We start from the raw sequence: 23044 nt of genomic DNA, 5'->3' as shown, positions 1-23044 counted from the left end.
GACGCTCACCAGTTCGGCCAGCGGATCGTCTTGTCGATCAGCTCCGGCAGCCGCTCGCAGAACCGGTCCGCCGGAGCGCTCGGATTGAGCAGCGCCGATCGCGCCTTCTGGTCGACATCGGAAAGCACGGCCCCGTTCGTGAGCGTTCTCAGTGTGAAGCGGTTCGTCACCTCGACCGTGATCGTCGAGAGTATCTGGTCGCCCGAGCCGGCATCGTCGAACAGGACGTTGTCGATCGTGCCCGTGAACTTCACATCGGCCGTCCCGACCGGCTGATCGTATTCGTCGCAGTCCTGAATGAGGATGCGCACGCGCGATCCGACGATCTCGCCGGCCTGGTAGTCTTCCCAGATCGTCGCCGCCACCACCTGGTCGATCCCCGAAAGCGTCAACGGCAGGGTGAAGGCCTCGGCATTGATCGCCAACTCGATCTGGTCGAGCGCCGAATCCGTCAGCACGCAGGACCGCCAGATGTTCCCGTCGCCGTCGACGAACGGGCCGCCCGAACCATCCCAAAGGCGAACCGTCTTGGACGGGAAATCGAGCTGAGCCAGGATGCGCAGAGATTTGATCGCCATCACGCCACCAGCGAATTCCAGTAATCGACCGCCTCGACAAAGGAGACGGGCGGAAATGCCGTCTTACCGACAGCATCTTGATTGACGTCCATGCCACGATCATCGGCCAGCCGGCAAAGGCAAGTCGGCCTATCAAACTCCAAATCCGCGCCGGCGGGGATCAGCGCCCGAACCGAAGGCGAGATCGGAAGCGTCCAGATGTCGCCGTCGATCGAGATCACCGGTCCGGTCTCGTAGAACGCATGCTCATACGAGAAGCGCACGCCGACGAGGTTTGCCGCGGCATTGATGATCCGGAGCCGGATCGTCGTCGCCCCGAGCGGCGTGACGCCGTCCGTGACGATCGAGATCGCACCCTGCTCATATTCGCTGTCGTCGTCGAAGGGCGCGTCGTCGTCGTGCGGCACGGTGATGAACGGCTCGAACTCGCCGGAGGCATAGGGCGCCGAGAGCGATACGCGCACCGGAACGGCGATCAGTCCCGTCCTGCCGCCGAGCTTCTGCCGGATCGCCTGCCACGTCTGCCACTGCTCGCGCCGGCGGTTCTGCATGACAACATTCCCGTAGTCGATCGCCCAGAAGCCGAGATCCGTGCGAGTGGTTGGTTCGAGGCCGCCAAGCGATCGGCCACCCGAGCGGTTAAAAGGCACGAGATTGGCAGCAGACTGCTGCGGCCGCAGAACACAGATTGGCCAGGTGATGATGTCAGCCATTGCGATAGTCCCCGCCTGCCGTATTCTGTTGATACTTGGCGACTGTCGGCATCACCTGCCGGTTCGATTCCGCGACAGCGATCTGCACGATCGTGCCGCTCGCCGTCTCGATGCGCTGGTCCGCAACTTCGGCGATGACCGATGGGTCGGCCGAGAGATTGATCGTGATCGTTTCGTTTGTCGCCCCGGCTTTGGACACCGACGGCACGCGAAGATCGACCGGGATACGCCGGCCATCAGGCAGAGGAACCGCCGCCTCCGGCCCAGCTTCCCCAAAGATTGCCGCCGATCGGGAAATGCCGCCGTTGGCGAAGCGCGGAAGCGATCGCGGCAGTCCGTTGGCAGCTATCCCGCCCTTTGCGAAACCGAAGAGCGAAAATAGCCCGCCGAACAGTCCGCCACCTCCGCCACCGCCGCCGAGACCGGCCAAGGGCCCTTTGCCGAGAAGAAGGGACTGCGCGACCGCCTCGATCAGCGTGTTCAGGAACTTGTCGAGCGCTTTGTTGCCGGTCTCAATCTGGGGAATGAGATCGGAGAAGGCATCGAAGGCAGCATCACCCAGGAAGTCCGCCGCCTGTCGGGCCTGATCCTGACTTTGCGCCAGCCGATCGGCCGACGCTGACGCATTCGCATAACCGGTCGCCAGTTGCGTGATCTGCGCCTCGAGCTCCGGCGTTACCTTCAGGCCGGCCTCTTGCGCAGCGGTCAACAGATCCTGCTTCGATCGAGCGAACTCGATCGCATACCCGTAATCGTCAAGAAGCGGATTAACCTGCGACATAGCGGCCGTTTCCGCCTGAACGGCGGCCGTACGTTCTTTGATCTGCTCGATCTCGCGCTGAAACTCATTCTCGCCCGATCCGCCACCGCCGCCACCACCTCTTCGACGGCCGCCGCCACCGCCGCTGGATGGCGGTGGCTTGAAATCGGCGACGGACACAGTTTCGACCGCCTTGGCTTTGCGCTTGCCACCTCGCGTCCTGGGGCCGCCGAGAGACGTTGCGCCAGCTTCGGGCACCGCCTCGATTCCACTCTCGCCGACGCGATAGCCCTCGACGGTATCAGGCATGGCAGCAGCCGCGGCCCTGACTTCGGCAAGCTTCGCCTGCACCTCGTTGAGGCGCGCGATCGCCTCGCTGTTATCGAACCCAAGCGTCGTGTTGAGCTTGATCCGTTCCTGAAGCAGCTGGACCTCGCGCTCCAGCGAGGCAACGTCATCTTCTGCCTTTTCCTTGTCGACGTTGATGACATTCCCGGCGGCATTCGTCGTTCCGGAGAGCCTGTTCAGAGTATCCAGAACCGCATTCAAGGTTTCGTCGTTGGCGAGGAAATCCCTGAACGCCGTGTCGGCATCCCTGATCTTCTGGATAAGACCGGAAACGTCGAAATTATCGACGGCACTGGCGACGTTGTTGATGCCCTGCGCAAACCTCTCGCCGGCGCCGGTGGAATTGTTGAACTCGCGCACGACGTCGGTGAGCGAGTTCCAAAGATTGGTCGTGGCCTGCGCGACCGTGAAGGTCGCGTTTGCCGCCTTCTCCTCGAGGATGACGGAGCCCGCCTCGAAGGCGCGAAAGAACGCCTCCGACGAAATCTGCCCATCAACGATCAGTTGCTTCAGCTGGGAAACCGAACCGCCGGCTTCCTGCAGCCCGACTGCCACCGCCTGGGCGATCGTCGGCGCGCCTTCGAGGATGGAGTTGAACTCCTCCGCCTGCACTTTGCCACTGCCGAGGGCCTGCCCGAGCTGCAGCAACGCGCCACTAGCCGTTTGCGCATCGGTCCCGGCAACGCGCAGCGCCAGCGCCACATTGTTCGTAAAGCCAAGCAGCTCTTCGGTGGAAACGCCAAGCTCTTTCTGCGCCTGGGCAGCCTTGCCGTAGAGCGCGGCCAGCGTCTCGATCGGCGCGCCGTTTTCCTTCGCCGCCTTCGCCAGCCCCTGATAGACGCGCTCTAGCTCCGCACCGGAGAGCCCGGCGACCTTCAGCGAATTGTCGATCCGGGTCGCGGACTCCGACAGGCGCACGAGCTCGCGCGCAACCGCGCCGCCGGCAAATCCGGCAACGAGGCCGCGCCCAAGGCCTGCGAAGTCAGCCGAAACGCTCTTGTTGAGCGATGCGAACCGCTTCTCGATCGCACGCGCCTGCCGGTTGGCAACGCCGTTGGCGCGATTGAGCGCATTCTCGAAAGCCTTGGTGCGCGCCTCCAGCGCGACCACCAGCCGCTCGACATCGGTTGCCATCAGAAGCCCTCAATACCCAGTTCTGCCAGGCGATCGTCGGAGATCTCGCCACCGCCCTTTGGCTTTGCACCATTCGCTTCTGCAAAGCCCTCCGCCCCGCAGGAGAACTCCCAAAGCGTCATTCGCCCGATGTCTCGGTGAAGGATGCCAGCCCATTTGTAGAAGCCGGAGAAGCGCCATTTTCCACGCGGGAGAGGGTTTCGCTCGGGCTTCCCTCTCCCGCTACAGCTTCCCCCGGTACGTCATCCTCGTTGCCATACAGAGCAGCTATGAGTACCGCCCGGGCCGTCATCACGGAGAAGGTAAGCGGCCGGTCCTCGACGTGCTTTTTGACCAGCTTGCGCGCTTCCTCTTTTTCGAGGCCGCCGCCTTCGAGACCAAGCCGGATCGGCTGGATCACGTCATCCACAAGCCAGCGATGCGACGATAGCCGCTGGAGCACGAAAGGCGGCCCGGCATCGCATTTGTCCTGCAAGGCCCTCAGGAGATCGATGGTGAGCACGAATTCATGCTCACCGCCGGCCCATGTCAGTTCGACACCACGCATCAGGCGGCTGCCGTCCGGGTCGGCGTGCCGTCGAACTGGATCTCAATCTCCGCCGAAACCTTCTGCCCCTTCGTGCGCCCCGTTGTCAGGCCTGTGAGCAAAGCAGGACCGCTCTCAACCTCGGTGTCGCCAGAGGCCGCATTCGTGTCCCTGACCCGGGTGTTGAGCGTCGCGGCCGAGTAGAACCAATTTTTGAGCTTGCCCTGGCTTTGTTGAGCCCACACACCCGTCCCAGAAACCGTCACCTCGATGGAGCGGACCTGTCTTTCCACGCTGACGGGAACGGATTCATCGTCGCAATCTCCCGGAACCTCCGATGTGTCGACGTTGGCAGTCCGCGTCACCGTGGCGTCAAGAATGCCGCAAATGCGGGTATAGACACCCGGACTTCCGACCGGATCAAATTCGACGTCGAGGACAAGTTCCTCAAATTTCTCAGTAACAGGCTTAACCATCTGCTCTCTCCATGGGCAAAGAGGCCGCCCAAGGGCAGCCGAAAGCGGTTGCGGTTTTCAGGATTGGGCTATTTCGCCCGACGCGCCTTCAGGGTGCGTTTCTGTGTTGCGGTCGGGCTACGGTGCTCCGCCGCCTTACCGACGGCGATTGCCGCATCGATCACATCGCGCGGATAGCACTGCTGCTCCGCTTTTGGCTTGATCCAGAAGGAAACCGCCGATTTCGGCCGGTCCCAACGGAATTCGTCATGAAAGACCGCCCACGCCATCAGGTCGGCTCCTCAACCATCGCCGTCACCTGCACGACGCCATGCGTGGTCAGCCCATCCGGGTCCGGCAGCACGCGCACCAGCGTGACCCAAATATCCACTAGCGCATTCTCCGTGAGCGTCAACGGCTGCCGATGCAGGGCCCTGCGCACCAGGTCGACGATCGTCTTGCACTCTGTCTTGCCTGGCGCGGTCGACCAGACATCGATCTGCGTGGTGACCTCGCGACCGGTGATGCACTCGGCATCATCTTCGGTGCTGTCGTCAGAACCGAATGAGATATAGGCGGTCTTGTTGCCGTAAGGGCTCTTAGGCACCCGATCGTAAATCCCCGCCACCAGCGCCGTGATCGAGGAGTTTTCGCGCAAGGTGTTGAGGTAGAGGTCCTGCAGCTCAACCGACGAACTCATTTCGCGCCCTCACGGATCGCCTTCTTCATTTCCCGCGTGATGCGCCCCTTCACTCGCTTCCGAAGGGTGCGGTAGCTCGGAAAGAAGAAAGGGATGGCCGGCATCTTCTGCGTTCCGAACTCAACCCACCGCGCGTAGAAAGCCTCGCTGTCGCCGGCATAGATGGTGATCCGCTCGCCGTCGACGGATGCCGATTGCGCAAGCACGATCGATCCTTTCGGCGCATCGCCCCATGTCCAGCCGATACTGTCGCGCAGGGCCCCCGCCTTTCGCCTCGGATCATGCTCGCTCAGCACGGGTGCCAGCGACTTCGCCATGGCGACGATCTCGCCGGCGCCCTTCTCCATCGCCGCGCGCGTCCGCTGGCGCACGCGATAGGGTATCGCGAGGGTCAGCTTCCGCTTGAGAGAGTCGAGACCTTCAACCATCAAGTTGCCACCCCAGCCTCGACCAGCATCTCCAGAAATCCGCGATTGTCGCTCAGCTTCGGGTTTTCACGGATGTTGTAGATGCGCTTGTCGCCGGTATCGACGACGCGCCAATCTGCCGTGATTTCCCGCGCCTGGCGGCTGTCGCGGATCGTCAATATCGCCGGCTGCCGGCTTTCCAGCCGCGCCGCGAGCACCGTCTCTCCGCCGCGCAGGAACTGACGCTTCCCCCAAACCGTGAAGCGCGGCAGCCAATCGCCGGCCACGGGGCTGCCGTGACCGTCGTCGATCTCCTGCCGCGCCTCAAAGCGGAGGCGCCGGTCCAGCTTGCCAGCACCGGTCATGAATTATGCCGACCGCGCGAGGATCAGGATCTGATAGGTCGCAGCAGCGCCCGAAGCATTGACGACGTTGAGCGTGTCGCCGGTACCGGCAGTGACCGCACCGAGCCCGGACGCGTGACCAGCGGCAAGAAGCACGACGCCACCAGGCTGCAACGCGGGGAGCGCATTGGCAATGACAGGATTAGTGCCGCCGCCGATCGTCAGCGCCGTCGTGTTGGCCGTGCCGTCCTTCGCCTGGTTGACGATCAACACCGCCACCAGCTCGGCCGCCGTGATCGTCGCACCGAAAGCACTCGTCAGCACGCCGGCGAGGTCGATCGCATCGGTAGCACCGGAAGCGACTGTCCGCTGATCAGCCCAAAGGATGTCAGCCTGGTTGAGCGCCGTGCCATTCGTCAGCGCAATCAGCTTCTCGATCTTCGGCTCGAACTCCGGTCCGCCAAAGTCATTGCTGCCTGTCTGGGTCGCGGTGATGCGCGCGAGGATATCCGCGGTAAGCATGGGATTTTTCTCCAGTTGGGAAGGTTAGACGCCTACGCGCCGGAACGGCGCGATCAATGCAGATGCGCCGAAGGGAATTTCAGATTGCTGGCCGGCGATCGAGGCCTCGCGGTTGTTGTACCAATGGGCGACCATGAGAAGGATCGCCGTGCGGATCGCCTGCGGCACGTCAGTGGAATTGGCACCATAGCCCGCCGTGAATTCCACTTGCACGCTGTCGCCGCGATCATCGAAGACACTCGGGAAGGCGAACTCGTCGCTAAACCTGATGAGTGTCCCACGCTCATCTTCAAGCCGCGTGACGAACGACATGGAAACGGCCTGCTCTGCATTGTCGGGGTCGTAATACTTGACGGTGGCGGCGGACACGTCTGGAAAAGGCAGCCGGATAAATCGGCATGCCGGCCAGTCCGAGAGACTCATCCGCCAGCCCTGATTGATCAGGCACCGCCCCAACACGCCCGACCATCCGTCGAGATGGGAGATAGCCGCGTCGATCAATGCCGTGACAACGGCATCGTCGTCGCCGGCATCGAGCCTGCAGTGCAAGCGCGCCTCTTCAAGGGAAACAGGCTTCGCGGCAGGCGGCGAGATTCGGATGGGGCGGAGCATGGACTGATTTCGCTCTTACTTGTTCGAGTTCTTCTCAGTCTGAGCCTTCGCCTTGGCGGCAGATTCCTCGGCGGCCTTCTGCTCGGCTTCAGCCTTCGCTTTGGCGGCAGCTTCTTCCGCAGCCTGCCTCTCGGCTTCAGCCCTCGCCTTGGCAGCAGCCTCTTCGGCAGCTTGCTTTTCAGCCTCGGCCTCAGCCTTTGCCCTGGCGGCGGCTTCCTCGGCCGCTTGTTTCTCGGCCTCAGCCTTTGCCTTGGCGGCAGCTTCTTCCGCAGCCTGCCTCTCGGCCTCGATTTCAGCCGGATCTCGATATGGCTGCGCCCACTTTTCCCGAAGCGCGACCGCAGCAAGGTCGCCGTCGAGAACTTCGCCGACTTCGATTGTGCGGGTCAGGACCTCGTTATCGGGCCGGCCCGGAAATGCCTTCACGACTTTCGCTTTCATTATAATTCTCCTTTGACGATCAAAGCGCACACGAACCGTCTTGTTGTTCGCGGGGTGGTTTTAGGCTCTCGCCTTCACAGGTCGCTCGGCTATGGGACGCGCAATGCCGTTCGGCGGGCGCCCATCCACGTCGGGCGTAAACTGCCCTTCTCTCAGGAAGCCGTGATAGCCTTCGACAACAATCGAGGGAGAACAGGTGATGTTCGGAAGATCACCAGTGACCACCCACCCCGAGCCATTCGAGGACTTCCGATCGATTTCCCAGACCTCACCATTCGGGCAGACGACGCAGATCGGTGCGCGTTTGTGCGACCAGTCATTCCAATAATGCTCGGAAAGAAAGCCGAGTTTGCCGCGCTGATCCAGCGTGTACATGACGTGCTCCCCCGTCCGCTCACGCTCTCCTGTCGGATCGAAATACCACGGCATAAACCACGCCATGCCGGGCGTGAACATGCGGCGATCGTTTCGATACCAGCCCTTAGCCAAAGCCTCATCTTTCATCGCGAGGCGCTCGGCTTCGGTCAATATCCGCTCGATGCGAACTGTCATGTCATCACTCCTCGCGTCCTATGGCGGGGCGGATCATCGCCCCGCCAAATGTTTGCACTCGGGGGCTTTAAGCCTGGTTCGCCTCGGGCTGGTTGTAGCCGTACCCCTTGAGCACAAGGGCAGCGATCGGCGTGCCGGTACCGTGGGTACCGGAGAAGTCGGCAAGGATCTTCAGATACCGCTTGCCGCCGACGTATCCGAAGCGATAGGCCGCCGCGGCGGCGTGCGCCGCAATCAGCGCCTTGATAATGCCGCCAGAGCCGACGGAAGTGACGCCGAGCACGTCCTTCGCTTCAACCGCGGTATAGGTCGAATCATCGTCGGAATGCGTGAGCTTGAACTCGATCTTGTTCGTCGCATCGAACGTGATGCCGCCGATGCCGATGACCAGCACGATTTCGGCTGCGTTGTAGCCGCGCAGGTCGATTGCCGCCGGGGTATTGTCCGCCGTAAGAACGGCGGCGCCGATGGCCGAGACCACCGTGATGTCCGAGTGAATGTCCTTCATCTCGATCGATCCTTCTTCGAAGAATTGGAGGTGAGATGACGGCGGCAACGATGGCCGCCGTCACGGCAACGTCAGTCCGTCAGACCGAGCACTTGAGGAGCTTGATCGCCTCGAAGTTCTGCACACCGCCGCCGACGCGCTTTGTGGTGTAAAAGTGCACGTACGGCTTGTTGGTGTACGGATCGCGCAGAACGCGGATGCCGAAACGATCGATGATCAGGTAACCGCGCGAGAAGTCACCGAAGGCGACCGGGAAGGCATTGGCGCCAAGCGCCGGCATGTTGTCGTCGGTCGCGACCGGCTTGCCAAGGATGGTAGAGACGTTGGCCGGGCCGGAGGGCGGCGCCCAAAGGTAATTGCCCTGGCCATCCTTGAACTTGCGGATCGTCTCCATAACTGCGTCGGAGGTGAGCCAAGACGCACCATTCCGATAGCTCTGCTTCAGGCTGTAGAACAGCGAGATCAGAGCGTCGGCCGGGTTCGTACTGGCGAACGCTGCGGCCGCACCGGTGACGGTGAAGCCGAGCTTGCCCCAGGTGTAGGAAGCATTCGCGACCGTGTCGTAGGCTAGGATGCCGCGCGGCTTGTTCTTCCCGTCGCCACTGATGTAGGACACGCCTTCCTGCTCGGCGAACGCGATCGACGACTCGTTTCCAAGCCATGCACCAATGTCAACGCGAGCATCGTCCAGCAAGGTCTGGGTGGCAGCCGGGTTTGCATAAATCTCACCCGTATTGAAGATAAGTTCGCGCAGCGTCGGCGTATCGGTCTCAGGGCGGGAGTCTTTCTCTCCGACCCAGCCGGAGCCAGCCCCGCCCATGCTGACGAGCTTCTTGTAGGTGTCGGTGGAGATAGTCATGACGGTGGCGAGACTGCGCATCGCCGAAACCGTGCCGACAACACGATCGATCGTGTTCGACATCTCCTCGGGCACCACGTAGCCGCCGTCCGGATCGGAAAGCGTCGAGAGCGAGGCCTTGACTTCGAGGTCACGCAGATCCGCGTCGATGGCACGATCGCCTTTCCGGAACCACTTGTTGAAGGCCGTTGCATGCTCAGCCTTCGCCGGATCGGGAGCATCGCCAGCGCCGCCGCCGATCCTGATCGCGGCCATCGTCGCGTTCACATCGTCGAGCGCCTTCTGGAGCTTGGTGACTTCCGAGTTGATGCGGTCGACCTTCTCGGTCTGAACCACGTCAGCGAACTTCGCATTGATGCCCTTCAGCTCCGCTTCGCGCTCCGTCTTGAAGGCCTCGAAGGTTTGCTTCAATTCGGCGAGGATTGCTGTGGCGTTGCCTTCGGCGCTCACGCCCACCAGGCCGCGAGCTCGGAGATTGAAGGCAGGCACCATCATCGTCATGGCGAGAGACGTTCCGTGCGCGTCGGCGGCCGGAAGCCATGCATGGAGATCAACAGGACCGACAGCAGCGAATGCGATGACGGCACAGGCGAACGCTGCGACACTGAGTGCCGCCACGAGAGTTCGAGTTTTCATGTGAGTGTCCTCAGGTTCGGATCGTTTCGATCAGCTGCCGGACGGCAGCCAGGTCTATGCCTGCATCACGCGCGGCGGGTTTGCGGCTTGCATCACGCGGGGCCGCTGCAGCGCCGAGTTCGGAAAGAAGCTCGGAACGCTTGTCTCTGGAGAAGCCCGCGCGTGCGAGCGCGGCCTCGGTCTGGCGGCGGGCCATGAGCCCGCGATCCATGTTCTTGGCATCGGCGGAAGAAGGCACTTCGATGCCATTGTCGACCGCGTCGGCGAAGCCCTTCTCGACGGCCTCGGAGGGACCCATGAAGGTCTCCGCATCCATCAGCTTCTCGATGTCCTTCCGCTTCATGTCGGTGCGCGCCTCGTAGATGTCAGCGATCGCGCTGTCGAAGCCATCGAACAGCGAAGCAGCTTCGCGCATGTCATGGCGGTTGCCGACGACAACGCCCCAGGCATTGTGCACCATCATGAAGGTGCCAAGGCCCATGCGAATTTCGTCGCCGGCCATGGCGATGATCGAGGCAGCGGAAGCAGCCCAGCCGAGCACCTCGACGGTAACCTTGGCAGGATGGCTGCGGAGCAGATTGTAGATCGCAATCCCCTCAAACATGTCGCCTCCCGGTGAATTGATCTTGACCTTCACGTCCTTGTTGCCGATCGAGCGCAACGCGGCCGAGACGCGCTTGGCGGTGACGCCGCCGCCGGTCCACCAATCCTCGCCGATCACCTCAAACATCGTGATCGTATTCTCGGAGTCGTCAGCCGCCGCCATCGGCACTTCAGCCCATTTGGCGAGCACGTCCGACGGCGCATCCCACTGGAAATTCTGCGGGCGCTGGAACGTCTTTGCTTCAGGCAGCTGTCGCAAGCTCATTTGCCCGCACCTCCGATTGGCCGAGTGATTAATGCCCCACCTTTGAGAGCGCCGGTGGGCCGCGAAACGGTGCTAACGATCTTCGGTGGTTTTGCCTGGCTCATCGCCACCTCCATCTTCCTTGCCGCCGGCAGTGTTTGGCGGCGGGTAATAGACATCTCCGCCTTCGCGCGGGTTCATGTCTTCAAGCGCCCGGATTTCATTCGGGCTGGCAACGCCCCACTGCAGCGCTTTCACATGAGCATCCCAGCGGGCTTTGATGTCGCCCCGCACCAGCGCGGCGCGATTGAACTTCGCATAGAGGTCGCTCTCTTCTGGGATCAGATCGCGATTGATCGTCTCCTCCCAGATCGTCAGATCATCTTCGGCGCTGAAGGTGACGAAGCCCTGCGTCTGTACTTCGATGCCGGTCCCCCAGGAGGAAGATTTCTCCGTGTCGCCGATCATGTGCGGCGGCACGCCGAAGAACATGGCAATGTCGGTGCGCGAGAATTTCCGGCTCTCGATCCACTGCGCATCCTCGGCAGTCATGGAGAGCGCCTCCGTCTCCATTCCCTCCTCGAGGATAAGCGCCTTGCCCTCGCTCTCACCTCCGGCGCGATAGTCGTCGAGGCTGGCTCTGAGGAATTCGAGGCCTTCTTTGCCGAGCTTGCCCGGGTGCCTCAGTACGACGCTGGCGCGGGCTCCGTTCTTGAAGACCGAGGCCCCGTGGTTCTCCATCGAGACGGAAAGGCCTATGGTCTCGCGGGCATAGGCGATGACCGAAACGCCGTGCACGCCGTCGAGCGTGAGCCCCACTAGGTGGAAAACCTCGCTCTGCCTGAGCGGAACCGGCCGGCCATCCTTTCGCGTGTAGACGTAGATTAGCGAAAGGTCATCGTTCTGCGTGCACTTGACCCGGTCCGGATGCATCGGGATCAGCTCAAGGACATTGCCGCGCGAAGCGACGATCATCGCATAGGCGTTGCCTCGCAACAGCAGATGCGCCTGCATCATCCGCTTGAACTGCGCCGGCGTCTGCCAGCGGTTCGGGCGACGGCGGAAGATCTTCCACAACGGATCGTCGGACGCATCCTCGCGCGTCCGCTCGTTGATCCGTCGCTTGATGTGCAACGGCATGTTCGCCACGACGCCGGAACGGAGGCGCACACAGGCATAAACCGCCGCGACCCGCATTGCCCGATCGGGCGTCACCGATACGCCAGAGGCGGTGACGCTCCCGCCCCTGATTGCCTCTTCGAGCTGCTGCGTCGTCGAGATGACGACGCCACCGCCCTTGTCCTGATAGGCAGCCTGCGGCTGCGCGGCCGGAGCGGATGCCCTGCCGAACAATTTGGACCAAAGACCCACGGTCGCTCCTAATTCACATCACGAGAAGGCCGCGATCGCGGTAGACCGAAAGCCCTTTCGCTTCCGGGTTCAAGAACATCAGCATCGCCGCATTGAAGAGGGCCATGAGAAGATCGATTTTTGCCGCGCCCGAGACTTCCTTGGTTACGACGTAGTTGCTCCCCTTGAGCGTCTGCTTCGCGTTCCCAACACACCACGCCATGATGGCCTGGTCACCATGCAGGAAGCGACGATCCTCCAACTTGAGGGGCACAGACGAGATTGCGGTCTGCAGCTTCCAACCCTGCGTCACAGCCTGGACGAGAGGTTGCTCGAGCTCCAATGCCTCCAGAGCATCGAGTAGAAGCGCAACGCCGGCGCTGTCGAGGCCGATCCCTGCCGTTTCCGGCAAAAGCCCGCTGTCGGCGACACGACGGCAGATTGCTGCAGCTGAGGCCGCCTGCTCCTCACCGGAAGTGCAGATGATCAGATCGCCGTCCTCGGCGAACTTATTCAGACGCTGGGCGATACCCTTGCGCTGCTCGAACACTGTCGGCCGCGCCCATGCCCTGCCCCAGCCGAGCCAACGTTTCGTCGTCGCCTCGCGGCCGATCACATAGAGGGCGGCCAAGTCATCCGCACCGCCCCAGTCAATGCCGACGGTGCAGACCTCCGAGCGCTTTAGCAGGGCGTCGAGGTCCGCCAGGCTGGAGTCGACACAGGACATCCAGTGCATCGCGCCCGACCATCCGTCCCCGCCGAGGCCCACGCCGATCTCGATATTGAGATGCTGGCTCGCCCAGATCTGCTCGGCTTCCTTGTTGACCTTGCCGTTGTTTTCGTAATCGTCAACGATCGCCTGTCGGTCGATCGAAAGGCCCATGTTCGGCAGGATCAGGTCCCAGTGCTCAGGGTCGCGCCAATATTCCTGGTCGAGCTGCTTTTCGACTGGATACTCGTAAAGCACCGGCAGCATGATCGGGGAGGCACCGCCCTTGCCGTCGCGAATCTTCCTCGCCTTGTCGAGCTCGGTGCGCCAGATCCCCGCCGGCGGCTCGTCCGACTGCGTGGTGATCATCAGCACCCGGCCGCGCTGCTTGGTGATGCCGCCGCCGCGGATCTGCTGCATCACCGCCGCCGCCTTCGCCTTCTTTCCAAGCTCGTGCAGCTCGTCGATGATCGTCAGGATCGGGATTTCACCGGTGACGATCGACGTGTCAAAGGTCTTTACGTTCAGTTGCGTGCCCGTCTTGCTGCGGGTGATGCACTTGACGTGATCCTGCACCTTGAAGATTTCCCGAAGCTTCGGATCAAGCCGGATCATACCCTGCGCCTGGTCGAAGCAGCGCTCCGAAATGTTCTGGCTTGGCGCCACCAGGAGCATCTGGCGGTTCGGAGCCTCCTCCATGAACAGTGCCGTCAGGCCGAGCGCCGCGACATAGGTCGTCTTCGAGTTCTTCTTGGGAACCATGCAGAGCAGTTCCCATACCAGCCGAAGGCCCGTGTCCTGATCCTCGCTCGCCAGGAATGCGCAGAGGATGTCGCGGAACCATTCGCCGCAGGCGTCCGCCAGCGGCGGGTTGCCCGGCACGTCGGGAAGGCGGAGCCGGTTGAAGAAGGCTGTCGCCTTTGCCGCCTTTTCCCGGTTGAGGGGAACCTCCGCCATTGGCGTCTGGCCCGCCTGGATGCGCTCCCACCAGTCTGGGCATGCGAAGCGCGGAAGATCAGCAGTGTCCAACATTGTGCGTGGCTTCGCGCTCCAGTTCGGCCATCAGATCGGCATCCGCATCGATCGCCCGCTGCTTGTCGATGATCTTCTTGCCGACACGTTCCGCCGCGGCCGACTTGCCTTCCTCTGTCTGCTTCGAGCCCATCTCGCGCTCGATCTCCATCCGATCGTTGCGCTCGAGCAGCTTGCCGAATTCCTTGAAGGCGCCGACGTTGCCGGCCTCTGCCATCTCCCAGGCAAGTTCTAGCCGGCGAAGCTCCAGCCGATCGCGAGCGACATCACGCTGGCGGAGCTCGTAAAAATAATGCTTGTGCAACGTCGGCAGCGTGACCCCGAGCGCCGAAGCAATCCGCGGATTTGCCCAGCCAAGAGCCACTAACATGCTGACTCTGTTGCGCGTTTTCTTCGTCACCTCATGAGGAGGCCGGCCGCGCTTCGTCGGCCGCTCGACATAGGGATTGCCGAAGAGGTCAAAATTCTCAGTCACGATAAAAAAATCTCTGAATGAGAGGGGCGCGGGTCTAGGCGTGGGGACCCGTCAGACTTTCGACCCACCCCCCCCTCTGAGGGTCAGGCCTGGTCAGAGAGGCCTTCGTCGTCGCCGACTTCGACCACGACATTGGTGCCGCTGACCCAGCCGGCCAGTGTGAACAACCACGTGGCTACCGTCATGCGCGGTCCGAACATGCGAGGCATCCTGATGCCAATGCGCAGGCTGCGCAGCAGGTCATCACCATCAACAACGATCTCACCACAATCACGTGCCATGTCACCAACGAGCCTGAGCCCGTTCCTCTTTCTGCTTCAGCTTGTCGTGGCAGCCCTTGCATAGGCACTGGAGATTGTTCTCATCCCAGAACAGCGCCTCATCACCGTGATGCTGGATCTTGTGGTCAGCAACAAGCTGCGACGTGTCGGGCTCGATGCGTCCGCACCCAACCATCTGGCAAGTGAAGCGATCGCGAATGAGGACGGACATGCGAAGCTTCTGCCATCGCGCTGTCTTGTACCAGCTGCGCCAACCCACCTGCTGATCACGATCGCGAAGCCGAGCCTTCTCGTCTCCAGCTGCTCTACCGATCTTCGGCGCGAGTGTCGCCAACCTCGGCTTGATGGTTGTGAGCCTGCCCATACCCATAAACGAAAAAGGCGACCCCGAAGGATCGCCTTTCTACAGACCGCATTGTGGACGGGATTCGAACCCACGGCAGCCATGCTATTGGATATCCGTCTCCAGCATAGTCAACTAGACGGTCGAGCCCTTACTTGTTCGGGTTCAGCCTTAAGCCATTCTCAGCAACACACATGCAATCTGATTGGAAGTCATAGCTGTAGCACTCGCCCTGAGTCGATGCCTCGCTTCGAGGCTGTCGGGGCATGGGACCGGAGCGTGGTTCCCTGGGGCCTTTGGCCCGCTCTGCCCTCGCCAATGGTAGCGAGGGGATCGGAGGGTTACGTCATCCGGTTCGTCCGTTGATCAAATGACTCTCACAGCTTTTTTAGGAACGCAAGAGGCATGCTGTCGATGTCGAAGGGCTTGCCGTGCACGTCGATGCGGACGCTCGCCCTCGCCTGCCGGCACCACTTCACCGCGGTTACGATGCACATGAAGCCTGCGAAGGGGCCATGCTCGATATCGGCCCTGTCGCCCTGCTGGAATGTCTTGTCAGTCGCGACGCGCGGTGCATCCTCATTCGAGGATATTCTTTTGAAAACATCGACATCCGCGTCCTTGATAATGTGATACCCAGCAGCGCCGCCGACGATATCGATCACGTCTTTCTGGCCACGAAGGCCGAGAAAGGCCTCAGCCGAAGGCACCAGGCGCACGAGCAGATAGCTCGGAAAGAACGGGACTTCGCTTTCGATCTTCCGTCCCTTACGCACGAAAACGACCCGCTCCCGCGGCATGAACGCCTCGACGTTCACCTGGTGCAGCGAGTTTTCCACATCGAATTCTTTTCCTCGCTTCACGTGCAGGCAATACCAACGCGCCATTTCCGGGTTCATTTCTGTCACTTTCATGGATGCGGCCCTCAAACTTGCTTCAGTGATTCGCCGCATCCGGTCCCTGAAACCGTCTCTGGCGCCAGTTGCGATCGGAGCACCTGTCATCCCCTTATGCTGCATCATCATTGCTCCGCTCCTGTCTCAGTGCCGCCCGTGCGGCCATTTCGAATCGATGAAGTCCTTCCGGGCCACCCTTCGGGAAGTAGACGACGGGCATCTGACCGGGATCGGGAACGAACGGCCAGCCGGCCGCCTCGTGATGCGCCCGCCACTCTTCGAAGAGATCGGAGCCGATAGGCACAGGCTCGCAGAGATCCACCAGCGCCTCGAAGCGCGCTTCGGCAATGCCACGCTCGCGCTCCTTCGCCTGTTTGTGCAGGTCGTTTGCCCGAGGATAACCGCTCTCGCACACGCGCCGCCGCTGCTCGGCCCGATCGAAGTCATGCGGGAAGAGCAGTTCGCCAGCAGCCAGCGCAATTCCCTTGCCGTGCAGGTAGGCAAGCGCCCTCGCCTCGCTTGTCCGGCGCAGCGTTTCGAACATCCGCTTGATGCGATCGCGCACATCGAGCGGCACCTCGACAGGCTCGGGCCCGTCGAGCAGCGCCAGCGCCCGCATACCAGCCCATACAGGCCCGAACGGTGCTACCGGGATCTTCGTTCTGGCGGCCTGCACCTTCGCAGCCACAGGCGAGACATGCAGGAACTTCCGGTCCTTCAGGTAGATGCCGAGCGCAACCGGCTTCACCTTTTGCGCCTTGCACTCGGCGAGATAAGCGTCGCGCCGCTCCTCAGCCAGCCGTCGCTCCTCCGCCGTGAGCTTCTCGAACTGCGTCACGGCCCATGTCGTCGACGAGCCGATCGCACCCGGCCACGGATTGCTGACCGTCCCCAGCTCGAGCGCCTTTACCCGCCTGACGAACTTTGCGGGGTCATCACTTTCCCCATCATCGCGCCCGCGCCCTCTCTCTGTTCGTTCAACAGGAGGAGTTAAACAAGAGTCGTTAATAGGTGCCGATCCAGGACCGGCAGGGGGTGCCGACTCTGGACCGGCAGGGGGTGCCGATATACCGGCAGGGGGTGCCGGCTGGTCGGCAGGGGTATCGCCGTCGTATTCGACCGCAAAATCCTCGTCCGACAGCTCGTCATCGCGGTCCCATTCGCGGAAAGCCTCTTCCGGCGTCACGCGGTCGTAGATGACGCGATACCAGTGCGCGCTGTCGCGGCCGCTGTCGCTCACCACCTCGCGACGCTCGACGGCGCCGATCTTCACCAGCCGGTCTAACGAGGCCTGCACGGTGGAGCGCGCACAGCCCATCTCGGCCGCCATCTTCACCTGACTGCGCCGGCACCAGCCATGCTTGCGGTTGGTGTGCTGACCTAGCACGCAAAGCACCTGCAGATCTCGCCCCTTCAGCCGAGAATCAGCGACGACCCATCCGGGAATGATTGAGAAGCGCGCAGCGCTCATCCGCGCCTCCAGACGCCGCCGAAATCGACGACAATGGCGCGGACTGATGCCTCATCGCCGACGTAAACCGGCGGCTGCGTACGGCCCGAGAAGACGGAAAGGAAGATCCGGCCGGAACGATTGATCTCCGCCAGCTCCTCCGCCGAAAGCTCCCAGCACGAAACGGAGCACATGCCGTTGGTGAAGGTGTGCATGTCGTTGACGTTCTCGGAACCTTCCGGCGCCCGCAGCAGCATGTTCGCGCCTTCGAATTTGACAGCAGTACCCATCAGTCTTTCCCCTCTTCCGCGCCACCGCGCGCAATAACCTGAATTCCGATGCGGGCGTGTTCCCGCATCATTCGAACCGAGAAGGCCGCCAGCCCGTCAGGCCCGCGCACCGCCGAGAGCGCCGCGATCTCGGCCGCGAGATAGGCAAGGCCTTCGTGGAAGCCGGCTGCTGAGAGCAGTCGGGCGACCGTCACCTGGTCGCGCATCAGCACCGCCAGCGGCGTTTCCAGCAGCCATCGCGCTCGCGTCGCATGGTCCGTCGCGTCGGCAAGCTCTTCGATGATTGGGAGGAGCTGCGTCATGCCGCCTCGTCGAGCCGCTTGCCGGCGTTGAGCTGAGAAAGCAGCGTCGCGGCGAGATCGGCGGCAACCTCCCTCATCGGCATCAGCAGCGCATAGCCTTCGCCATCCCCACGCCAGGCCGAAGGGGATTTATCGTCCTCGCATCTGAAGGTGACGACCTCCGATCGCAGGACCTGCAGCACAGCCTTGAGAAAGCGAGCATTGTAGGTGGCGCTGCCACTTGATGACGGCGACAGCACGGGCATCGTTTCCCGCGCCGTGACTTCGCTTCCCCAGACCTTCGCCGCGACCGCAAGCCGCTCCGCGTCCCAGGCGAGCGACAGACCGTCAGAGGGGCCAAGCGCCGCCATGCGCTTGGCGATCCTCAGCAGCGCCGCCCTGTCGAGTTTGGCGTGCGCGGCGTTAGGCGACATGGAGGGCACCACGCGCCGCCAGTCGGGAAACTTTCCGTCGATCAGCTTTGCTCGTATCCGTGCGCCGTCCATCCGGATCTCGACGCGCGGCTTTTCCTTGCTGACCGAGAGCCCCTTCGGCGCCGGCATCGAAAGCAGAGCGAAAACGACGTCTTTCGGGATAATTCCCCTGTCGAATGCCCCCCCGTCGAAGCCATGCGGATGCACACCCATTCGATGCCCGTCGGTCGCCACGAGTACATCGCCGTCGAGACACACGCCATTTAGGTAGTAGCGCGTTTCCTCGGTCGAAATGAACGGCGACACGAACCGGAGAGCCTTCTTCAGCCTGTCGCCGTCGATCTCGATCGGCACCATGTCTTCAGGCAATCCTATTATCGGGAAATCAGAGATAGGCAGCGTCGGCAGGTCATAGCGGCCCGTGGAAAAGACAACGGTCGCGCCCCGCTCCCCTGTCTCGATCCGCACCGTCTCGTCGCCGGGCAGATGCGAGACCAGGCCGAGCAGGGAATCGTAAGGGATGCACGCCGATCCTTCCGCCATGCGGGTGGGCAACGTCACGGAGATCTCCATGTCGAGATCGCAGGCCGTGACGGTGCTGCCGTCGAAGAGCACCATCCCGAGAACGGGAATCGAAGAAATACCCCGAGTCGCCCACCCGACGCTCTTGAGGGCCGATTTCAGCATGCGCGCAGTCGTTTCGAGTTTCATGCCGCAACTCCATCGCTATGCGCGTCCTCGGCCTCGCCGCCGCGCCGGTTGATGTCTGTGGTTTTGAGATTGCGGGCCCCAAGGCCCCATTCATCGAAGCGTGCTTCGATCCACTTGATGCCCGCCCGAGCGCATGCCCGGTGCGTCGACGTGCAGACCGCCGACTCATCCTTCAGGATCGGCCGCAGCCGCCCGGCAAGCTCAGCCAAGCCGGCGCGCAGCGCACCAGCGAAGGTCGAGAGGTTTCCGGTGCGGTCGCTTGTGCCGCCGGCATAATCCTTGATGTCGTAGGCCGCCGAGATCGAATAAGTGCCGTCATCGTTCAGGTGCACGCTGAAGCGGGCAAAGCTGCCCTTGCGCATGCCGCCGACATGGAACTCCACCGGCGCCGTACTGCCGGGCTCGGGCGGCAGCTTCGGCCCCGACTCGGCCGGCGCTGCAGGCCCCGCGCTGGTCTGATCACCAATCAGCGCATGCAGGTATCCGCTCGGCTGCCACGCGGGATCATTCTTGTGGTCGTGCCGGAGTGAATCGTCATTCCGCCCGACCTGCTTGCCACCCTCCCATACGGAAATACCGAAAGGCGGCTCGTGCAGCTTGACCTTCTTCTTTCCGCCTTCGCACGACTGCTCGGTGCAGACGCGCTCCATATAAGGCTTGCAATCGAGACCGCCCGCATAGATGACGTGATCGTGCGGGCAGACCTGAAACGAGCGATAGCCGGTCTCAGAGAAGAATGGCTTGTCCAGGTCGACGACATGCGCATTGCCGCCGCAAATGCCGAAGAGCCCGTCGTAGTGAAAATCGACACGGCAGCCGAACAGCTCGATCAGGAAGCGCCCGGGCTGGCCGAACATCGGCGCTTCGCCATCCGGCGCGGCGAGCTTTTCCATCAGCCAATCGCGCGCATCCGCAAGGCACGAGAATCGGCCATTCCCATTCGGCGGCCCGCCGGCACTTCGCCAATCGACATCAGGGGCGACGCCGAAGAGATGCTCCGCGATCGCGTCCAGGCGGTCGTAAGCAAGGCGCTGCCCGTCGACATCGGCCTCCATCACCGCTTTGTGGTAAGACTTCAGCCAACTTTCCGCGACAAGCACGAGTTCATCATCCGGAGCATTAGCCGGGATCGTCGCGCGATAGGCCTTTTTCCGCGCAGCGCTCGCTTCGCGCTCCGCCTCCCAGGCACTGGGCTTGGCCTTTTTCGAGCCCTTCGGCTTTTCCTCGCGGATCGAGTCCTCGGCCTCCGCCTCTTCCTCCGGCGAAGTCTCATCGGCTGGAGGCTCATCCACGCCCGCCTCAAACCCCCAGAAATCCCAAAGCCCGTTCAGGCGGATATCGCCTTCGGCAAGGCTTTCCTTGCGCTGGAAAAGCTCCAGCTTCCGCATCTCCGGAAACAGCCGGTCGATCTGCTCGGCAAACCACACCGGCTTGCGGCTATGCCCGCCCTTCGCCTCGGCATAGAGGCTTTCCGGCTGCGTGCCCATGATCAGCCCAGGGAAGTCGCCGCGCTTACCGATCAGCAGATGCTCGGTGCGATCGCGCACCCAGCGCCCCATGCCGATATTCACCTTGTCCCAGGTGATCGCCGTGACGAACTCGAAGCCCCAGGCCTTGAGAACCGAGATCCCGTCGTCAAGCCGGTTCGTCGTCACCCACAGGAAGAGAATGGCATCGCGCGTGAAGGGACTCTTGTCGCCGGCACACAGCGCCTTGATCTCGTCGAGCGGCATGGGCGGATACATCAGGCCTTTGTCTTGCCCCGTCTCGTCGCTCCAGGCCTCTTGCTCCCACGGCGGATCGGCATAGCCGATTGCGTAAGCGGCGCGCGGCATTTCGCCGGCCACCCGTTGGCCGTGCTCGGCGATCGCGTTGATGATGCCGATCCGGACGGCCCGCTTCGTGGCCATCTTGTTCGAGCGGATCTCGTGCGCCTCAGCTTCTTTAGCCTTGTCGGCCTCGAACAGCGCGCGGACATAGACTTCCTGCTCTTCGTCCCGCAGCGACTTCAGCCGATCGAGCACGGTGCCCTTGTCATGGCGCGTGCCGCGCAGCATGCGCAGCGCCTTCTCCGAGATCTTCTCGCCGCGCTCCGCGTCGCGCTGGATCGCGCGCTCGGATTGCCCGGTCGCCTCGGCCGTCGCCGTGGTGAATCGCTTCGGTTCGTCGGCCTTCAAGTCGCCAACTTGGCGACTTGCCCTGTCGCCGCCATGCCCCGTTTCCGGGTGCTTCATCAGGTATATTTCCTTACGCCGAAACACGAACAGCGCCCGATCGGCAGGCGTCAGCTCGGCGCGGCAAAGGTTCTCGTCGATCTCCCAAAGCTCGGCGTCGAGATCATCCTCGTTTCGGATGATCGCGGCGACGTATTCGCGGCCGAGCTGCTTCATCGCCTCGAGCCGGTGCGCACCCGCCACCAGCGTCACCATCTGCAATGGCGTGTCCGCAGCAATGGCCGGCCCCACCACCGAAACCGGTGTGCGCAGTCCAATCTCTTCGATCGAGGCCTTGATCGCCGCTACCTTCTCCGGATCGACTTCGCGGAGGCGGTAACCAACATGGATCTGATCTATACGCAGCGCGACCGGCAGATCTTTGCTCCCGGTCTTGACCTCGAATTCCGACTTCCAGCCGTCACTCATCGAAGCCTCCCGGGATCATGCCAAGGGCGGCGAGATAGGTGTCGAGCACAGCTTGCGAATTCTCGTATTCGCTGAAATCTTTCTTGCGGATGCGGACGATCGCGCGCAGCGCCTTGCTATCGAAGCCCATGGACTTCGCCTCGCCGTAGACATCCTTGATGTCGTCGGCGATGGATTTCTTCTCCTCCTCCAGTCGCTCGACGCGCTCAATGAAGGCGCGCAACTGATCACGAGCAACCTGGTTCGACGAGACCTGATGTCCGGTCTTGCCGGTCGGCGATGGCGGAGGCGGCGCATCATCGCCAGCTGCAGCCGCCTTTCCTCGCACGGCCATGGGATCGAAGTCGGCCATCATGCCACCACCGCCGCATAAAGCTGCTTGACATCGCCCTTCAGGCGCCAGCCCTGGCCGCGGATCGTCTCGATCGAGACGGAGAGCGGGAGCTTCGGCCGGATCTTCGAAATCCAGACGTCGATTATCTTGTCTTCAGGCAGTTCATCCGCATCGACGCCATAGACCAGCGTCATCAGGGAATCCCTTGTCACCAGCTTCCCGTGCCTGCTGGCCAGAACACCGAGGATATCGGCCTCCGCCACGGTGAGTTTCAGCTCCGTTTTGAACTCCGGAACGTCCTTGAGCGCGTCGGCCACCACCTTGCGCATCTCGCTCTCAATTCCGCGCTGCTCGCGTTCCTCGCGTCGCCGCTGCGCCTCTTCGGCCTCTTGACGCATCCGCTCGGCATCTCGCCGACCGGCAGCAACCTGCGGCGGTTCAGCGGCGATACGCTTTCGCTTCGTCGGATTTGTTTCGTCCGTCCATTCCGGCAGCACGATCTCGATCGTGGTGAGATCAATCTTCTCCCACTGGCAAGTGACCGCCTTTTCCGCGCGATCGATGAACTCCGGCCGATGGCGCAGGTTGATGCAGAAATATTTGGCGCCGTGCGCCGCCTCGCGAAGCTTCGCGCGAAGCTTGCCGCTTTTGTTCTTCTGCAGGCGGATCATCCCGAAGTCTTCACCGGTCCCGAGCATCGGCACGAAGTGGTCAGCCTCAGAAAACCCCATCTCCTTAAAGACGTGCGGGCGCAGGTTGATCTTCAACAGCGCCTTGCCTTTGCGGACCTTAACGAGGCCGGCACTGACGCCGGTGTGGTGAGATGAGGCCGAACTCGTCTCAATGATCTCGATTTCTTCAAATGCCATGATGA

The 23044-nt window shown here is 62.3% G+C and carries 30 protein-coding genes; all 30 read right to left on the bottom strand.

The features are described from left to right. Positions 1-5 precede the first annotated feature (5 nt). The 30 genes from SS05631_RS07315 to SS05631_RS07170 all read right to left on the bottom strand — a co-directional run bounded on the left by SS05631_RS07315 (position 6) and on the right by SS05631_RS07170 (position 23039). Positions 6-578, bottom strand: a complete 573-nt coding sequence (locus tag SS05631_RS07315) for a hypothetical protein (RefSeq protein WP_037421999.1) — start codon at positions 576-578, stop codon at positions 6-8. Then, entirely contained in the window at positions 578-1291 is a 714-nt protein-coding gene (locus SS05631_RS07310) for a hypothetical protein (protein WP_037421996.1), read from the bottom strand. The genes SS05631_RS07315 and SS05631_RS07310 overlap by 1 nt, the downstream gene beginning before the upstream one ends. Continuing rightward, positions 1284-3533, bottom strand: a complete 2250-nt coding sequence (locus SS05631_RS07305; RefSeq protein ID WP_037421994.1) for a tape measure protein — start codon at positions 3531-3533, stop codon at positions 1284-1286. The genes SS05631_RS07310 and SS05631_RS07305 overlap by 8 nt, the downstream gene beginning before the upstream one ends. Continuing rightward, positions 3533-3655: a hypothetical protein gene (locus SS05631_RS32500; protein WP_086022766.1), complete on the bottom strand. Its 123-nt coding sequence runs from the start codon at positions 3653-3655 to the stop codon at positions 3533-3535. Before SS05631_RS32500 ends, SS05631_RS07305 begins: the two co-directional genes overlap by 1 nt. Beyond that, complete coding sequence (locus SS05631_RS07295) at positions 3652-4080, bottom strand: gene transfer agent family protein (RefSeq protein WP_037421991.1); 429 nt, start codon at positions 4078-4080, stop codon at positions 3652-3654. The genes SS05631_RS32500 and SS05631_RS07295 overlap by 4 nt, the downstream gene beginning before the upstream one ends. Beyond that, positions 4080-4535: a phage tail tube protein gene (locus SS05631_RS07290; RefSeq protein WP_037421990.1), complete on the bottom strand. Its 456-nt coding sequence runs from the start codon at positions 4533-4535 to the stop codon at positions 4080-4082. Before SS05631_RS07290 ends, SS05631_RS07295 begins: the two co-directional genes overlap by 1 nt. 68 nt (positions 4536-4603) lie before the next feature. Then, a complete protein-coding gene (locus SS05631_RS07285) occupies positions 4604-4804 on the bottom strand; it encodes a hypothetical protein (RefSeq protein WP_037421987.1) in 201 nt (66 codons plus the stop codon). Continuing rightward, positions 4804-5214 carry a DUF3168 domain-containing protein gene (locus tag SS05631_RS07280; protein WP_037421984.1) on the bottom strand — a complete coding sequence of 137 codons (411 nt, stop codon included), beginning with the start codon at positions 5212-5214 and terminating at the stop codon, positions 4804-4806. The genes SS05631_RS07285 and SS05631_RS07280 overlap by 1 nt, the downstream gene beginning before the upstream one ends. After that, complete coding sequence (locus SS05631_RS07275; RefSeq protein ID WP_037421981.1) at positions 5211-5642, bottom strand: HK97-gp10 family putative phage morphogenesis protein; 432 nt, start codon at positions 5640-5642, stop codon at positions 5211-5213. Before SS05631_RS07275 ends, SS05631_RS07280 begins: the two co-directional genes overlap by 4 nt. Continuing rightward, entirely contained in the window at positions 5642-5986 is a 345-nt protein-coding gene (locus tag SS05631_RS07270; protein WP_037421978.1) for a head-tail adaptor protein, read from the bottom strand. The genes SS05631_RS07275 and SS05631_RS07270 overlap by 1 nt, the downstream gene beginning before the upstream one ends. A gap of 3 nt (positions 5987-5989) precedes the next feature. Continuing rightward, positions 5990-6487: a hypothetical protein gene (locus SS05631_RS07265; protein WP_037421975.1), complete on the bottom strand. Its 498-nt coding sequence runs from the start codon at positions 6485-6487 to the stop codon at positions 5990-5992. 24 nt (positions 6488-6511) lie between these two features. After that, positions 6512-7099, bottom strand: coding sequence for a head-tail connector protein (locus SS05631_RS07260; RefSeq protein WP_050988301.1), 588 nt, complete (start codon positions 7097-7099; stop codon positions 6512-6514). A 15-nt stretch (positions 7100-7114) separates the two neighbouring features. After that, positions 7115-7540: a hypothetical protein gene (locus tag SS05631_RS07255; RefSeq protein ID WP_050988300.1), complete on the bottom strand. Its 426-nt coding sequence runs from the start codon at positions 7538-7540 to the stop codon at positions 7115-7117. Between the two features lie 60 nt (positions 7541-7600). Then, a complete protein-coding gene (locus tag SS05631_RS07250; RefSeq protein WP_037421972.1) occupies positions 7601-8092 on the bottom strand; it encodes a hypothetical protein in 492 nt (163 codons plus the stop codon). Positions 8093-8159: 67 nt separating this feature from the next. After that, on the bottom strand, positions 8160-8600 hold the full coding sequence (locus tag SS05631_RS07245; protein WP_037421969.1) for a hypothetical protein: 441 nt from the start codon (positions 8598-8600) through the stop codon (positions 8160-8162). A gap of 79 nt (positions 8601-8679) precedes the next feature. After that, the gene (locus SS05631_RS07240) at positions 8680-10095 is read right to left on the bottom strand and encodes a phage major capsid protein (RefSeq protein WP_202947950.1); all 1416 of its coding nucleotides are present in this window, start codon (positions 10093-10095) and stop codon (positions 8680-8682) included. A 10-nt stretch (positions 10096-10105) separates the two neighbouring features. Continuing rightward, on the bottom strand, positions 10106-10963 hold the full coding sequence (locus SS05631_RS07235) for a head maturation protease, ClpP-related (protein ID WP_037421966.1): 858 nt from the start codon (positions 10961-10963) through the stop codon (positions 10106-10108). A gap of 72 nt (positions 10964-11035) precedes the next feature. Next, positions 11036-12313 (bottom strand): phage portal protein, encoded by a 1278-nt coding sequence (locus SS05631_RS07230; protein ID WP_037421963.1) that lies wholly within the window; start codon positions 12311-12313, stop codon positions 11036-11038. Positions 12314-12326: 13 nt separating this feature from the next. Further along, positions 12327-14033 carry a terminase large subunit gene (locus tag SS05631_RS07225; protein WP_037421960.1) on the bottom strand — a complete coding sequence of 569 codons (1707 nt, stop codon included), beginning with the start codon at positions 14031-14033 and terminating at the stop codon, positions 12327-12329. Continuing rightward, entirely contained in the window at positions 14017-14508 is a 492-nt protein-coding gene (locus SS05631_RS07220; RefSeq protein WP_037421958.1) for a hypothetical protein, read from the bottom strand. Before SS05631_RS07220 ends, SS05631_RS07225 begins: the two co-directional genes overlap by 17 nt. 83 nt (positions 14509-14591) lie before the next feature. Next, positions 14592-14789: a hypothetical protein gene (locus SS05631_RS07215; protein ID WP_037421955.1), complete on the bottom strand. Its 198-nt coding sequence runs from the start codon at positions 14787-14789 to the stop codon at positions 14592-14594. A 1-nt stretch (position 14790) separates the two neighbouring features. Then, positions 14791-15000 carry an HNH endonuclease gene (locus SS05631_RS31795; RefSeq protein WP_244412227.1) on the bottom strand — a complete coding sequence of 70 codons (210 nt, stop codon included), beginning with the start codon at positions 14998-15000 and terminating at the stop codon, positions 14791-14793. 509 nt (positions 15001-15509) lie between these two features. Beyond that, the gene (locus tag SS05631_RS07205; RefSeq protein ID WP_244412225.1) at positions 15510-16154 is read right to left on the bottom strand and encodes a transcription termination/antitermination NusG family protein; all 645 of its coding nucleotides are present in this window, start codon (positions 16152-16154) and stop codon (positions 15510-15512) included. Further along, positions 16141-17499: a hypothetical protein gene (locus SS05631_RS07200; protein WP_244412223.1), complete on the bottom strand. Its 1359-nt coding sequence runs from the start codon at positions 17497-17499 to the stop codon at positions 16141-16143. Before SS05631_RS07200 ends, SS05631_RS07205 begins: the two co-directional genes overlap by 14 nt. Next, positions 17496-17768 carry a hypothetical protein gene (locus SS05631_RS07195; RefSeq protein ID WP_037421949.1) on the bottom strand — a complete coding sequence of 91 codons (273 nt, stop codon included), beginning with the start codon at positions 17766-17768 and terminating at the stop codon, positions 17496-17498. The genes SS05631_RS07200 and SS05631_RS07195 overlap by 4 nt, the downstream gene beginning before the upstream one ends. Further along, positions 17768-18070 carry a hypothetical protein gene (locus SS05631_RS07190; RefSeq protein WP_037421946.1) on the bottom strand — a complete coding sequence of 101 codons (303 nt, stop codon included), beginning with the start codon at positions 18068-18070 and terminating at the stop codon, positions 17768-17770. The genes SS05631_RS07195 and SS05631_RS07190 overlap by 1 nt, the downstream gene beginning before the upstream one ends. Next, a complete protein-coding gene (locus tag SS05631_RS07185) occupies positions 18067-19194 on the bottom strand; it encodes a DNA polymerase III subunit beta (RefSeq protein ID WP_037421944.1) in 1128 nt (375 codons plus the stop codon). The genes SS05631_RS07190 and SS05631_RS07185 overlap by 4 nt, the downstream gene beginning before the upstream one ends. Beyond that, positions 19191-21836 carry an MT-A70 family methyltransferase gene (locus SS05631_RS07180; protein WP_083854154.1) on the bottom strand — a complete coding sequence of 882 codons (2646 nt, stop codon included), beginning with the start codon at positions 21834-21836 and terminating at the stop codon, positions 19191-19193. The genes SS05631_RS07185 and SS05631_RS07180 overlap by 4 nt, the downstream gene beginning before the upstream one ends. Next, positions 21829-22059, bottom strand: coding sequence for a DUF2312 domain-containing protein (locus SS05631_RS07175; RefSeq protein WP_037422237.1), 231 nt, complete (start codon positions 22057-22059; stop codon positions 21829-21831). The genes SS05631_RS07180 and SS05631_RS07175 overlap by 8 nt, the downstream gene beginning before the upstream one ends. 128 nt (positions 22060-22187) lie before the next feature. Next, on the bottom strand, positions 22188-23039 hold the full coding sequence (locus SS05631_RS07170) for a winged helix-turn-helix domain-containing protein (RefSeq protein ID WP_157213184.1): 852 nt from the start codon (positions 23037-23039) through the stop codon (positions 22188-22190). Positions 23040-23044 lie beyond the last annotated feature (5 nt).

It is taken from the genome of Sinorhizobium sp. CCBAU 05631 (genome assembly GCF_002288505.1).
Taxonomy (GTDB): domain Bacteria; phylum Pseudomonadota; class Alphaproteobacteria; order Rhizobiales; family Rhizobiaceae; genus Sinorhizobium; species Sinorhizobium fredii_C.
Note: the sequence above shows the minus strand (reverse complement) of the source record. Positions and strands in the feature narration are given on the sequence as shown.